Origin of the sequence: Haliscomenobacter sp. (genome assembly GCF_040403615.1) — a bacterium.
Classification (GTDB): Bacteria; Bacteroidota; Bacteroidia; order Chitinophagales; family Saprospiraceae; genus Haliscomenobacter.
In genome coordinates this window covers 1-13,717 of sequence record NZ_JBBAKG010000065.1, presented here as the reverse complement: position 1 = coordinate 13,717, position 13,717 = coordinate 1, and the positions used below count along the sequence as shown (strand labels likewise).

The following is a 13,717-nucleotide window of genomic DNA, read 5'->3' as shown; positions in this document are numbered from 1 at the left end:
CTTCAATCTCACTTTGATTTGATTTGTCATGATTTATAACTCATTAATTACGTCGTTGAGGCTTAATCGTGGTTGAGTTCCTTTTTTTATCTCGTGCATTTCTTGGAATGCCTGCAATAAATCTTCTTTTAAAGCAATATAAGTTAGGGTTTTTTTTAACTCAATCCAATCTTCGATTGGGATAATTACACTTGTCTTTTTACCTTCTTCATCAGTAAGATAATTCAAAGTTATTGCTTCTATGGAAAATGTAGTATCCACCATTTTTTTTCGTTTACACGGCTAATTTACTTGTTTTTTTTGAGATATGCAAAAAAATGAAAGCTCCAATCACTCATTTAATCCCCAATCGTACTCCAGGTAGCTTACTTTGGCTTTAGCACTCACTTTGTTGGTGGCGTATTTGTTCAAAAAATCAATGAGTTTTCCAAAATCTGCTGCGTACCAGTCAAAGATTTTCGAGACCTCGGCCTTTTTCTCACTCAGCTTGTTGAACGCTGGATTGTTGATGAATTTTTTGGCCTGGGCATCCAGGTTGGCATTTAGATTGGCGGCAGTCCAGGCGGCGTTCAACAGGGGTGGGCAGGATTTGGCGGCGCAATTGACGGCAAAATGGATGCGGGCATCTTTGAATTGAGGCCGCAGGATGTCGTTTTCTATGTTGTTCAGAGAATAAGTTTTGCTGCCGATTTTGATCCACTTTTGATCCCAGGGTTTGCCTGCATGCAAGTTGGTAATGCTGGCAATGGGGTAACTGTCAACAATCAACTTGATGGTGAAAGCATTGTAGGCGTTGATCCAAAACGCCATTTGCTCGGCCTTGCTCCAGGAATCCTCCGGGACATTGGTACTCAGGATCTTCAGGTACTCTTCCAGTTTGGACTTTTCTGCTTTGATCCCTTTGTAATTGACCTTGCCCGTAGCAGAGACATGCTTTTTGAGCAGTGCATCCCAGGTTTCGTGGCTGGGAGGAGTGGCCAAAAGCGAGTGGAAAGTGCAGAACACCATTACAAAAAGCACAAAACAGAATCGGAAAGCAGGATGCATAGCTGTTTTTTGAACAGTAACGATTAAGCAAGACTTTTGGTTGTCCAGGAGCGAATGTTAAGTCCTGAATAATTTTCGGGAGGGTATTGCTAAATTAAACCGATTGCCTTACTTTTGACCAATCTTATTTTATCCATTCATTGAGCGTGCAACAATTTTAAACAAGTAATTTAATTTCAATTCATTAAATATGGTCAAAAAAGTATTAACCCTGCTTTTGCTAGGCAGCGGGATTCTATGCCATGCACAAACACTTACAGGCGTTGGCGGAGCTACCGTATCCAACACAAACTTAAGTGTTTCGTATTCCATTGGCGAGATTGCAACAGCCTCCCTCCAGGATGCGCAAAGAAGCATTTCGCAAGGCTTCCAACAACCGCGCTACACGGTGCTTACCTCTGTCAATTCCGTTTTTGACGCTCATTACACCTTATCGGTTTTTCCCAATCCAGTTCGAGATGAGCTGAGTATCAAAACCGATTACCAAGATTTTGTACAGTATGCCCTATATGATTTGGGTGGCAAAACCGTACAACAGGGAGCATTCACCAACAATGTGATTGGGCTGGCAACGATGGCTCAAGGAACCTACATCTTGCAACTTCAAGCCAAAGCACCTCAATTTTCTAAATCCATCAAGCTCATCAAACAATGAAAAAAATCTTATTCTCCCTTTGTGTGCTCATCAGCACGCATTTTGCAATGGCACAAGCCCCTCAGGGATTCAGTTACCAGGCTGTAGCCCGCGACAATACCGGAAATCCCAAGGCCAATACAAGTTTAGTGGTGAAATTCAGCATCCTAAATGGAACACCCCAGGGAAGCGTTTTGTACGCAGAGACCCATCAAGCCCAATCCAACGCATATGGTTTGTTCACCCTGACCATTGGCCAAGGTCAAGCTAATTCAGGTACGTTTTTCTCCGCAATCGATTGGTCGGGTCAAAAATACCTGAAAGTGGAAATCGATGGGCAATTGAGCAGTACGACCCCTCTGCTGAGCGTGCCTTATGCCTTGTACGCAGATAAAACCAACCTCAAAGCCGGGGCAGGAATTGGAGTGAATGGGAATGAGATCAGCAATACCGGGGATTTGAGTAGTACCAATGAAATTCAATCCCTTAGCATATCAGGTGCCAACCTTTCCATCAGCGGAGGCAATAGTGTAGTACTCCCTGCTCCACCTGCATATGCAGCTGGGAATGGGATTGGAATCACGAATGGTACCATCAACAATACCGGGGATTTGAGCACAACCAACGAGCTACAACAGTTGACGCTAAGTGGAACCAGACTTAGCCTAAGCAATGGAGGCGGAAATGTTACGTTGCCAAATACTGGGCAATGGAGGGATACGACAGGCTTGCGCAAAGGTGTTTATTATGATGGCCCCATTGTTGCTGGATTGAAAGCGGCATTTACCAACGATGCCAGTATCATTATTGGTCAAGATAATATTGACCCCACCAAAAACCTGGTTGGATTGTTTACCAGACGATTCAACAACCGGAATACTGACCTTCAATTGTACGCTTATCCAGATGAACTTTCAGTCACATCGTATTTGAGAGGCATAACCATGCTTTACTCTCCATCTAGCAACAATGGGTTACAGTTTACAGCAGCCAACGGGGACTTGCGTTTTACTACCGGAGGCTTTGCCAATGAAATTTATGAAAGAATGCGGGTTGATCTCAATGGCAACATTGGTATTGGCACCAGCACTCCTGCCGCAAAACTCCAGGTAGCGAATGGAGACATATACATTCAGGATGTCTCTCGTGGTGTAATCATGAAATCTCCCGATGGAAGTTGTTGGAGAATGACGGTTAACAACACAGGAACACCTGTTTTCAATAAGATTCCGTGCCCTAATTAAAGGGATTGGAAAGCACAACCCGGAAAAACTACAGTCTTCCCGGGTTGTACCATTACCGCCAAATAAACCCTGGAAGCCGCATTCCGCGCAAAACTTTGTTGAGCAGCAAGAGTGCAGTATACCTCATTTTGTGCCAAAAGCTTTTGGAAAGGGGAGGATCTGGTGCAAAACTTAGATTCCCTGTCTGCAATGTAAATGGTGGATCGATTTTTTTCTTTTCAAGTACTACAATTCCATGATAGAAAGCAACCGAGGCCACGGAAGTGGTGAGTGAATCCGGTTTAAATTCTTTTTGAGTTGATTGCCAGGCATGGATGGAATCAATAAATCCTTTGGCATACTCAATGAAAGTTCCCCTACGCTTGAAACCTCCGCCGTATTCCATCCAATAAGAAGTCATGGTGTCTTCACAAAGGTAAATCCCGTTATCTTTGACTTTATCGAACAGCATTTCAAACGATACGATCTGTTGGCGCATCGTATGGCCACCATCGTCAATGAGAATATCTATGTCTGGAATCTGATTCTTTACTTCTTGCAAAAAAATTGGGTCAGATTGGGATCCGATGAAAATGTGAATGTTTGCTTCTTCCAATTCCTTGCATCGTGGATTGATGTCGATGCCATAGATTTTGGCCCTCTCTCCAAAATAGCTTTTCCACATTTGAAGGGAACCCCCATGAAAAACCCCTATTTCCAAAATAACCACTTCTTTGTTGCGGTATGGTGCAAAATACCGTTCATAAACATCAAAGTAATTTTGCCATTTGTTGATCAAACGACCGTTGTTTTCTTTAAAATACTGCTCTAATGGTTGCATCATGTAGAAAAATTGTTGTATTACTTAATGGGAGATTTTAATCCAAGTGAACCCAATCCTCCCTCTAACATTTTCACCAAATCTGGTGCCCATCTCCAGTACAACAACGGAACCAGATAGCCCAGCAACAAGATCATCCCACCGATCAAACCATCGATGATTGGATAACCCATGCGGGGTAAGAAATAATGAATACCCGCACAGAATAACGCAGAAATCATCAATGGTAGCATAGCCAATGAAAATGGGAGCATCCTGAATTTGACCCAAAGGAAGATTACTTTGATAAAGTTAAACGTAACGATAAAACCTACTGAAGCCATTGCTGGGCCAAATACTCCATACTTGCGGATAAATGAATAATTTAACAAAATATTACCAAGACTCAACACCAAAATCAAAATCATATTGAACCGGTAGTACCTGGAAATGCCGATGATTAGGTCATTAGGCCCAGTTAGCATATCCACCAGTTTGGCAAATGCCAAAATCATCGCAATCTTTCGGGCAGTTAAAAGATTGGTGGGATCTTTGGTCAGCATAAAAACATCGTCGGCAACCAGCACTAGACCAAGGTATAAGAACAGGCCTACCGAGAATAAATTCAAGGCAATTTTGTGGTAATGTTCCTTAATTTTATCCATCTCTCCTTTCTCAAAAAAATCACTGATTAGGGGGCCAGAGATGTTCATTATCGACTTTGCTGGCATGTCGATAGTCATCGCAATGGTCAAGGCAAATGTAAAAATCCCTACTGATTTCATACTCAAAATCGTTCCAAGCATACTTTGATCGATTCGATAAGCCATTTGAGTACCTACCACCCCCAAAAGCCCGAAGAGGCCATAAGTGACCATCTCCCGCAAAGTTGAGCCCCGGTATATTTGCCATTGAGGCTTAAAAGACAAATGACCAAGCCATTTGAGGTAAACCAATAATCCTGTTACTGAAACCACCACCATTGCCAAAACAACATAGACAATTCCTGTTGAATCGATAAACCCGTGATAAGCCAGCAGAAAAGCAATGGGTATCCAAATCTTGGGCAGGAGATTCAGAATAATTCCAGGGATTACGATGCGCCGGTAGTTGGCGATGTAGTAATTTAGTAAATTTTGCAATGCCAAGAGACCCACCAATACCGGGATGAAATGAAAGAAAAGATCAATGTTCTTGGAATCTTGGGCATTCACTTGTTTTACGAGGCTAAGTGCAAAATCGGAAAACAACCAAAAAAAAACAGAAAAAAAGACAATGCCCAAACTCAGGTGCAGCAAGGCATAGGCAAAAAGCCCATTACCGGATTGATTGTCAGTTTTTAATCTTGAAAAATAACGCAGCACTATTACCTGGATTCCCATACTGGCAAAAGGCTCAAACAGTGTACCTGTGGCAATAACATACGCGATTAACCCATAAAGTGCAGGATCTTTGGGGTACAAGAAAAGGGTGCTCAGCACACCAATGCCTACACCTAAAAAATTGACAATCGTCAGTTTGGTTCCTTGCCGACCAATTACCCCCATTCTTTTTTTTCGCAAAGATGCAGATTAATTTTTAAGTTTTCCCAAATGAGCAGCTTTGGACGAGACATCGAGGTACCAATTTTCTCTTTAAATTAATTTAGTACATTTGCGCCAATAAAAAAGGCCTTTTTTCCTTTTTAACACCCAAACAGCATCCAGCGATGACAGCACCCGCAAGTCAATTAAAAAAACTAGCGATAAAATTCAGAAACCTGATTTATTGGCTCATCAATTACCAGCTTTATCCGGGAATGTACTTTCGGGAAATCTACCGTGTACGGACGTTTCACGGGCAAACTCCAGGAATTGGTCGATTTCAGGGCAAGCCATTTCATTTTACGGACGGACTGGGTTTTTTGGGTTGCATCAAAGAGTTATTTAAAGAAGAATGCTACTTTTTTGAATCCAAAAATGAAGCACCCTATATCATTGATTGTGGGGCTTACATTGGCCTGAGCGTATATTATTTCAAAACCCTTTTCCCAAACGCCAGCGTATTGGCTTTTGAAGCAGATCCTGCCACTTTTGAAGTGTTGAGTAAAAATATTGCAGGCCAGCAGCTCAGTAAGGTGGAAGTATTCAATAAAGCTGTTTGGGACAAGGAAACCGAGCTGACTTTTTTTGCAGGTAATTCCATGTCTGGTTCATTGGTTGTGGACGCCCTCAATAAGCAGAACCCCATCAAAGTAAAAACTGCGCGGCTCAAAGATTTTTTGAATCGACCCATCGATTTTCTGAAACTGGATATTGAAGGTGCCGAGGTAGAAGTGCTCAGAGACATTCGCAATGATCTGACTCAGGTAGAGCGCATCTTTTTTGAATACCACAGCATTGCTGGAAAAGACCAGGCTTTAGGTGAATTATTAGAAATCCTTACTCAAGCTGGGTTCAGGTATTACATCCAAGAGGCCAAGAACTATGCCAAGCGTCCTTTTATGGGCTTGGCTAAAGAAGGTTATGATTTACAACTCAATATTTTTGCAATGCGCTAAAACAGCTGAGGATGATTTCTATCGTGGTTTGCCACCGATCAAAGCCCTTTTTGCAGCAGTTTGAACAAAGCCTTGCCAATACCATTGGTGTTGAATATGAATTGATTGTAATCGATAATTCTCATGGAACTTACGGTATCTGTCAAGCCTACAATTTAGGCGGAGATCAAGCAAAATATGATGTGTTGTGCTTTGTCCATGAAGACATCCTGTTCCATACACCCAACTGGGGGCTAAATTTGATACAGCACTTTGTAAACCCCAGCGTTGGCGCAGTAGGCGTGGCCGGAAGTAAAATTTTTGGCCGTAAATGGTTCACTTTTGGCGGAAAACATGGATTTGGAAAAATCAATATCCTGCAACACACCAAAACAGGCAAAGCGGTTAAATTGGAAAAAACTGATCCAGATGTTAAATCGGGGATCGTCGTATCATTGGATGGTGTTTTCATCGCTTGCCGGAAAAGTGTTTTTACCAACCTGCGTTTTGATGAAATCAATTTGCAGCATTTCCATTGCTATGACATGGATTTTTCGCTGCGTGTAAGCCAGCATTATCAAGTTTTGGTAGCTTATGATATTTTACTGGAGCATATTTCTTCCGCCAATTACGATACCCGTTTTTTTCAGGAATTTGATCAACATTTTATGCCCAAATGGAGCAAGCAATTGCCCATTTATACTAAGGATTTTGAGCTTATAAATTTGCCCAAGGCAGAGTGGTACTTGTTTCAAACCTACGCCAGAACCCCGATGATGCAAGGGAAAATTCTACGGTTGTTGAAAGAAAGCCTCCAATTGTTCTATTTCTATCCACAATTGATTTTGGCACTGAAAATTTGGGCACTGATTCTGTTTCTCCGGCCATTGGAGTGGTTTCAAAAGCTTTTTCAATCGATTTCACATGGTTGATCCTTTATCAGTTCAGCACAAAATCATTGTGGTAACGGTAACCTATGGCGATCGATGGCATCACTTGGCGCAAGTTATTCCAGCGGTATTTCAGCAGCAGATTGTTGAGGCATTGGTGATTGTTGATAACGCATCGAGTTATGATATAAATGCAAAAATCAGCGCAACTTTCCCAACACATCTAGACGATATCATTGTCCTGACTCAGCATGAAAATACAGGTTCTGCAGGTGGGTTCTCACTTGGAATAAGAAAAGCTTACGCACTTCAGGCTGATTTCATCTATATTATTGATGATGACAATCTTCCCGAAGACCAGGCCGTATTGTTATTGTACCAGACCTGGAATCAATTGAATTGTACGGAGCCTTCTGCTTTGCTTTCGTTCCGTTACCGCAATTTACCCAATTTGCAAAAAGCAGCACATGGGGAAGAAATTCGCTATTTTCATGATAAACCCAATAGTTTTTTGGGATTTAGTATAGGCAGTCTATTGAGAAAATACAAGAGAAAAGCAGTAAAATCAATTAGCCAATCAACAGCTCTTTTACCTCAGGTCAAGATTCAGCAAGCACCTTATGGCGGCTTATTTTTACCAAAGGGGACTATTGAACACATTGGGTTTCCGAATGAACAACTGTACCTCTACGCCGATGACACCGAATACACCTATCGCATCATCCAGCAAGGCGGTGAAATTTTGATGATTACTGCCAGCAAATTGTGTGATTTAGAAACCTCGTGGTGGAGCGACGTCAATGCATTGAATAAGAAATGGTCGGTTCCTTTGTTAGAAGAAGGCGGATTTAAGGCTTATTACAGCACTCGTAATTTGACCTGGTTTTTGTGGCAAAACCTGAGCCCCAACCCTGTTTTGTTCTTCCTCAATGGATTTATTTATCTTGGTTTTTTATTCGTGATGGCTTTGGTTTCACAAAAGCTTCATGCGTATTCAATCATTTTACTGGCTGTGAAAGATGGAATTTCAGGCAAATTGGGGAAGAACCCCAAAATGGAGAAAAGGGTATGAAAATGTACTTTACTTTTTTTGGGCTACTAGTACATACCCAAGCGGAAATCTTGCGTTGGTTTTTTGACGCAACTTTCTACCCATTCTTGAATTGGTGACCAGATTGGCAAAAACTGCAAATCCTTTGGAAAATGCTTTGCTTTTCCCTAAGCCTTTGTTGATCAGATCAAATAATACATCAAGGTACCCCCCATAAGCCTTCAGCTCCACCACTTCCAAATGATTGTCTGCACACATTTTCCTTAGCGCAAACTCGGTATACCGGTAGTAATCGTGTGGCGTTTCGTGTAGCCAGTAGAAAAACGGCACCATTAACATGAGGTTTCCACCCGGTTTGAGCACGCGGGCTGTTTCCTGCATAAAAGCAAAAGGGTCGGCGATATGTTCCAATACGTCGGTGCAAAGGATGCTGTCAAATGTATTGTCAGCCAAAGGAAAGGGCAGGTTTAAATCGGAAACCACATCCAGGTGAGGGTTGGTGTGCAGGGAATTACCCCAATCGATGCAAACGTTTTCATTCACCTTATCTTTGTATACACCATAAAAAGGAACCATTCCAGCCCCTAAATCCAGCAACTTTCCCTGAGCATATTGTCGGATGGTTTCAACATATAGATCGATGTATACCGATAAGATAAACAACGAGCCAGGGTAAACATGGCCAGCATTGGGATTCCATTGTCCTGGTTTTTTTCCAGGAATGAATTTTGAAGGTTGCCAGATTTCCACTTGTTGCATATGGTGTAGATTAAAGAAGGGGCAAAATACGGATTATTCTTACTTTTGTACCCTTATCTAACACTACATGAAGCCTAATATTGCCATTGTTACCCCGTTGCAGCCTACCTATTCCGAAACCTTTTTAAAGGCTCATCTGGAACGCTTACCCTTCCACGTTCACCACTTTTATGGCTTGCCCAAAATGGGCTACCATCCCATTTACGACGGAGCAGGTAAACCGCTTTCGAGTGACCAGAAGTGGTTCAACTATCTTGAAACGGGCATTGACAATCTATTGGGCGAAACAGGTTGGGGCTATACCCTGCGCAAAAAAGCAATGGTGAAATATTTTAAAGATCACCAAATAGCAGCCGTGCTTGCCGAATATGGCCCTACAGGAACCTATCTGATGGATGCCTGTGCTGAAACACAAATTCCTTTGTTGGTGCACTACCACGGTCGGGATGCATACCATTACAAAACCTTGCAACGATTTGGGCTGAAATACCGTAAGATGTTTGCTTTCGCTGAAACGATATTGCCTGTTTCAACAGATATGCAGCAACAATTGATAAACCTTGGCGCAAAAGAAGACCAACTGGTTCTTAACCCTTATGGCCCCAATCCCAATTATTTTAGCTTCAAAGACATTTCCTTGAATCCGCCTCTTTTTTTAACCGTAGGGCGGTTTACTGCAAAAAAAGCGCCACACCATACCATTCGTGCTTTTGCAAAGGTTGTAGAAAAAATTCCTCACGCTCAAATGCTGATGCTCGGAGACGGAGAGCTTTGGGAAGAAAGCAAACAACTGGCTAAGGAATTGGGAGTTTATGAACATATTGATTTTGCGGGGCCTTGCACTCCAGAACAAATTGCTGCTGCTCACCATCAGGTTCGTGCTTTTGTTCAACATTCAGTGCGGGCAACAGATGGGGATTCAGAAGGTACTCCAGTAGCCATCCTCGAAGCCATGCGCTCCGGCCTCCCCGTCATTTCTACCCGCCATGCCGGCATCAAAGATGTAGTGCTCGAAGACGAAACCGGTTTTTTGGTAGATGAAGGCAATTGGGAAGGCATGGCAGCGGCCATGCTTATTTTAGCCAAAGACTCGACTTTAGCTGCTGAAATGGGCAAAAAAGGACACGACAGAGTAGAAGCCCATTACACCATGGAGCAGCACATCCAGCGTTTGGCTGATGCCATCCAAAAAACAATAAGGAAGAAAAAATAGATCAACGGATCAAAACCAAAGTACCTGAATCGACTTTGGGGATCTTTTTGGTTTCATCGCTAACTTCGTACTGCAAAACGTACAAGTAAGTAGCTTGGGGCGCGCTTTGGCCTTTGAACGTCCCATCCCACCCTTGATCGGCAGATGTACTTTCAAAGACCAACGCACCGAAACGGTCAAAAACCTTCAGATTAAATTGAGTTAGGGAACAGGAGGTTCCCGGAATTGCTTTGAAAATGTCGTTCTGCGTGTCTCCATTAGGGCTGAAAGCAGTTGGAACATAAATTTCACAAGCACATGTGTTAGTGTTTTCAGTGTGTGGGTTCTCGGGAGCTGTACCTGTTTGAACAAAAAAATACAAAACAGACAAAAAAGAAAAAAAGGTCGTCTTCGTTTTCATGGGATGATATGGCATTATTCGCAGTGTAATAATACACCTTATCCAATTGCATGCAAATTTAAATTAAGTGTATTTCGCAAATGTGTATTCTCGCTTACCGTATGGAGAGGTTTGGGCTGTAAGCGGTGCTTTTAGGTTGCGCTCGGTGCTTCGGCTACGCGACTCTGCTCGGTTGCTGAGCGTAGCCGAAGCACCGAGCAGAGTCGCGTAGCCGAAGCACCGAGCGGAGTCGAGGCAAACTTTTCAACTAAATCACCTAACTTGCCGCCCCATACAACTGTCTATGAAGAAATTCCTACTTATCACTTATTACTGGCCGCCCGCAGGTGGTGGCGGGGTAATGCGTTGGGTCAAAATGACCAAATACATTCGGCAATTTGGCTGGGAACCAGTCATTTATACCCCATCCAATGGTGAAACCGCCGCTTTTGACGAAAGCCTCGCCAAAGAAGTAGCCCCTGATTTACAGGTGGTTAAAACACCAATTTGGGAACCCTACCAAATTTACAAGCAGTTTTTAGGGCGCAAAAAAGAAGATAAAATCTACTCTGGCTTCATCAATGAGGGCAAAAAAGAGTCCCTGGCTCAAAAAATATCGGTCTTCATCCGGGGCAACTTTTTCATTCCCGATGCCCGGATGTTCTGGATCAAGCCTTCGATCAAATACCTGAGCAAGTACTTGCAAGACAACCCCGTAGATGCCATCGTGTCTACCGGCCCGCCGCACAGCATGCACCTCATCGCTGAGGGCGTACACCAGGCTACTGGCATTCCCTGGATTGCCGATTTTCGGGATCCCTGGACCAATATCGATTTTTACAAAGACCTGCAACTCACTTCCTGGGCAGATGCGCGCCACAAAAAACTGGAGCAAAAAGTACTGCGCAACGCTTCGCGCATTGTGGCAGCTTCCTGGCGCTCCCGTGACGAGTTTGTCGAACTCTGCGGGCGCTCCGACATCGAGGTGATTCCAAATGGCTTTGACGACGCTGATTTTGCCCATTCGGCAGTGGCCACTTTAGATACCGATTTTTCGATTGCCCACATCGGCTCCATGAACAAAGACCGCAACCCGGACGTATTCTGGCACGCGGTACAAGCCGCACTGGCAGCGTCAAGCGCTTTGCAACAGAAACTGAAAATTCGCCTGGTGGGGCCCACCGATTTTTCGGTACGCGAATCGGTCACCAAATACGGACTGGAGCAATACACGGAATTCATCGATTTTGTGCCGCACGATGCCGCGGTACAATATCTGCAACAATCTCAGGTCTTATTGCTGTTGATCAACAACACACCCAATGCCCGTACCATCATACCTGGCAAACTGTATGAATACCTGGGATCAGGCCGACCACTGCTGGCCATTGGCCACGCGGATAGTGATTCGGCCAAAGTCATCGGACTGACCAAGGGCGGCGCGTTGCACAATTATGAGGATGTGGAAGGGCTAAAAGCGACCATCCTTTCCTTTTTTGCCGCTTATCAAGCTGGTAATTTGAATGGAAGCGCCGAAGGCATTCAGCAATTTACGCGTCGGCACCTGGCAGGTGAATTTGCAAATTTGATGGGGCAATTGAGCAATAGTGCAAAATAAATTTGCGGGATTTGCCTTTAAATGTTATGTTTACAATTATTCAGTCGTAAACATAAACCAATGAAAAACCTTTATTTGACCCTACTGCTTGCCTGGCTCAGCATCAATTTGTACGCCCAAAACCAGGTCGTACTCAATGCCGACCTCGGGAAGCACACCATTAGCAAGCACATTTACGGCCACTTCTCCGAGCACCTGGGCAGGTGCATCTACGACGGGATTTACGTGGGCGAAAACAACCCCAAAATTCCTACCGTAGACGGCGTGCGCAAAGACGTGATCGACGCCTTGATCAAACTCAAAATTCCCAATCTGCGCTGGCCAGGTGGTTGCTTTGCCGATACTTACCACTGGAAAGATGGAATTGGCCCCCAAGCCAACCGCCCCACCATTGTCAACACCTGGTGGGGAAATGTAACCGAAAACAACAGTTTTGGTACCCACGATTTTTTGAATTTGTGTGAAAAATTGGGTACCGAACCCTACCTGTCTGGAAATGTAGGCAGTGGAACGGTGCAGGAATTGTCCGATTGGGTGCAGTACACTAACTTTGACGGAATCAGCCCCATGTCCAAGCTCCGCAAAGAAAATGGCCGCGAAAAACCCTGGAAAGTCCGTTTCTGGGGCCTGGGCAACGAAGCCTGGGGCTGCGGAGGCAACATGAAGCCGGAATACTACGCCAACATTTACCGCCAATACGCTACTTTCATGAACTCCTCCTCGGGGAATGAGCGCATTTACAAGATTGCCTCTGGTGCCAGCGATGGGGATTACAACTGGACGGAAGTGTTGATGCGGGACATTCCACACAATATGCTCAGCGCGGTTGCCCTGCACCATTATTCCGTCATTGACTGGAATAAAAAGGGGCCATCTACTACTTTTTCGGAAGACCAGTACTTTACCACCATGCAGCGTGCCTACCAAATGGAAGAGCTGGTTACCCGGCACAGCAACATCATGGACAAGTATGATCCCAACAAACGCGTAGATTTGATCGTGGATGAATGGGGCGGCTGGTACGACGTAGAACCCGGCACCAATGGCGCGTTTTTGTACCAGCAAAATACCATGCGCGATGCGATGCTGGCAGGCATGACCCTGAATATTTTTCAAAACCACTGCGATCGCGTGAAAATGGCCAACCTGGCCCAAATCGTGAATGTATTGCAAGCGGTTATCCTCACCAAGGATGAAAAAATGCTGTTGACCCCAACTTACCACGTCATGGAGATGTACAATGTGCACCAGGACGCCACCATGTTGCCCCTCAGCATCCAGACCAACCAATACAAACTGGACAATAAGCAGTTGCCTGCCGTGTCTTGCTCTGCTTCCCGGAACAAGGAGGGCGTCACCCACATTTCATTGACCAACATCCACGCCCGCGATGCCCAAGAAATCACCATTGATCTGCGTGGGGCAAAATATGCCAGTGTCAATGGCCGGATTCTGACCGCTGCAACCTTACAAGATTACAATTCTTTTGAAGCACCTGAAAAAATCAAACCTGCAGCCTTCAACGGTGCAACTTTGAGCAACAACCAATTGAAAGTGAAAGTACC

General features: G+C 44.1%; 14 protein-coding genes. 8 read left to right on the top strand and 6 right to left on the bottom strand.

What is annotated here, in order from left to right:
- Positions 1–33 precede the first annotated feature (33 nt).
- Entirely contained in the window at positions 34–264 is a 231-nt protein-coding gene (locus ABW391_RS19225; protein WP_353483529.1) for a hypothetical protein, read from the bottom strand.
- A 66-nt stretch (positions 265–330) separates the two neighbouring features.
- Entirely contained in the window at positions 331–1,047 is a 717-nt protein-coding gene (locus ABW391_RS19220; RefSeq protein ID WP_353483528.1) for a DUF547 domain-containing protein, read from the bottom strand.
- 190 nt (positions 1,048–1,237) lie between these two features.
- Between ABW391_RS19220 and ABW391_RS19215 the strand changes: the two genes are divergently transcribed.
- Positions 1,238–1,702, top strand: coding sequence for a T9SS type A sorting domain-containing protein (locus tag ABW391_RS19215; protein ID WP_353483527.1), 465 nt, complete (start codon positions 1,238–1,240; stop codon positions 1,700–1,702).
- Entirely contained in the window at positions 1,699–2,925 is a 1,227-nt protein-coding gene (locus ABW391_RS19210; RefSeq protein ID WP_353483526.1) for a DUF8740 domain-containing protein, read from the top strand. Before ABW391_RS19215 ends, ABW391_RS19210 begins: the two co-directional genes overlap by 4 nt.
- Positions 2,926–2,977: 52 nt before the next feature.
- Here the strand turns inward: ABW391_RS19210 and ABW391_RS19205 are convergent, their stop codons facing one another.
- Both ABW391_RS19205 and ABW391_RS19200 read right to left on the bottom strand, forming a co-directional pair.
- Positions 2,978–3,748, bottom strand: coding sequence for a class I SAM-dependent methyltransferase (locus ABW391_RS19205; protein ID WP_353483525.1), 771 nt, complete (start codon positions 3,746–3,748; stop codon positions 2,978–2,980).
- Positions 3,749–3,765: 17 nt separating this feature from the next.
- A complete protein-coding gene (locus ABW391_RS19200; protein ID WP_353483524.1) occupies positions 3,766–5,286 on the bottom strand; it encodes a lipopolysaccharide biosynthesis protein in 1,521 nt (506 codons plus the stop codon).
- Between the two features lie 146 nt (positions 5,287–5,432).
- On the opposite strand from ABW391_RS19200, the gene ABW391_RS19195 reads away from it, so the two are divergent.
- The 3 genes from ABW391_RS19195 to ABW391_RS19185 are packed head-to-tail and all read left to right on the top strand — an operon-like array spanning position 5,433 to position 8,204.
- Positions 5,433–6,263 (top strand): FkbM family methyltransferase, encoded by an 831-nt coding sequence (locus ABW391_RS19195; RefSeq protein ID WP_353483523.1) that lies wholly within the window; start codon positions 5,433–5,435, stop codon positions 6,261–6,263.
- 11 nt (positions 6,264–6,274) lie between these two features.
- Complete coding sequence (locus tag ABW391_RS19190) at positions 6,275–7,174, top strand: glycosyltransferase (protein WP_353483522.1); 900 nt, start codon at positions 6,275–6,277, stop codon at positions 7,172–7,174.
- Positions 7,167–8,204, top strand: a complete 1,038-nt coding sequence (locus tag ABW391_RS19185) for a glycosyltransferase (RefSeq protein ID WP_353483521.1) — start codon at positions 7,167–7,169, stop codon at positions 8,202–8,204. The genes ABW391_RS19190 and ABW391_RS19185 overlap by 8 nt, the downstream gene beginning before the upstream one ends.
- Positions 8,205–8,213: 9 nt before the next feature.
- On the opposite strand, the gene ABW391_RS19180 is transcribed toward ABW391_RS19185, so the two are convergent.
- Positions 8,214–8,942, bottom strand: coding sequence for a methyltransferase domain-containing protein (locus ABW391_RS19180; RefSeq protein WP_353483520.1), 729 nt, complete (start codon positions 8,940–8,942; stop codon positions 8,214–8,216).
- Between the two features lie 67 nt (positions 8,943–9,009).
- On the opposite strand from ABW391_RS19180, the gene ABW391_RS19175 reads away from it, so the two are divergent.
- The gene (locus ABW391_RS19175) at positions 9,010–10,155 is read left to right on the top strand and encodes a glycosyltransferase family 4 protein (RefSeq protein WP_353483519.1); all 1,146 of its coding nucleotides are present in this window, start codon (positions 9,010–9,012) and stop codon (positions 10,153–10,155) included.
- 1 nt (position 10,156) lies between these two features.
- Here ABW391_RS19175 and ABW391_RS19170 read toward each other — a convergent pair whose 3' ends face one another.
- The gene (locus ABW391_RS19170) at positions 10,157–10,555 is read right to left on the bottom strand and encodes a T9SS type B sorting domain-containing protein (protein ID WP_353483518.1); all 399 of its coding nucleotides are present in this window, start codon (positions 10,553–10,555) and stop codon (positions 10,157–10,159) included.
- Positions 10,556–10,838: 283 nt separating this feature from the next.
- Here ABW391_RS19170 and ABW391_RS19165 point away from each other — a divergent pair, with 283 nt between their 5' ends.
- A complete protein-coding gene (locus ABW391_RS19165) occupies positions 10,839–12,152 on the top strand; it encodes a glycosyltransferase (RefSeq protein WP_353483517.1) in 1,314 nt (437 codons plus the stop codon).
- Between the two features lie 60 nt (positions 12,153–12,212).
- Positions 12,213–13,717 (top strand): alpha-N-arabinofuranosidase (locus ABW391_RS19160; protein ID WP_353483516.1); only part of this gene is annotated, 1,505 nt, incomplete at its 3' end.